General features: G+C 57.0%; 1 protein-coding gene. It reads right to left on the bottom strand.

Going from position 1 to position 500, the window contains the following annotated elements; translation table 11 throughout:
- A partial coding sequence (locus ACXJKJ_RS32530) for a hypothetical protein (protein ID WP_457395899.1) occupies positions 1-391 on the bottom strand: 391 nt, incomplete at its 3' end.
- Between the last annotated feature and the right edge of the window lie 109 nt (positions 392-500).

Here is a 500-nt window from a genome sequence, read left to right as displayed (position 1 = left end):
GTGATGTGCAATCTTGAGTGTGGATCTTCTGCATCACCTCGGACATCGTCACGACTCTTCTCTGAAAAACATGCGACAGGGCAGCCCGCTCTACCGCCGGATCTGCGGCGGCCAACTCGACCTGACGGAGCGTGAGAAGATTCTGGGTGACTTGCTTGCAAAGGCTGCTGGACGGGATGACTACATGGCGGATGCCGATCGACGCGAAGAGGTCTCGAGCTGCCAGGTCAACATAGTTGTTGTCACATTTCGTCCAGGAAAGGCGCGTCTCCACCAAATCTTCGAGCTCGGAGGTGTCCTTGACCTGTGCGACGAATAGTCCTGTCTTCCCCAGCACAATGAAGTCAGGCGTGTAGGGGTACGGGCGTTTCCCCTTCCGGGTATCACGCACGCACTCCACCGTTGGAGGCTGCTCGTAATAGGCTAGGACGTCTCGGTCGCGCTCTAGCTCTACGGCGTAACAGTGTTCATGCCGACTCTCGAGATTTATCGTGCAGCCC

The organism is Roseateles sp. P5_E1 (genome assembly GCF_054049335.1).
Note: the sequence above shows the minus strand (reverse complement) of the source record. Positions and strands in the feature narration are given on the sequence as shown.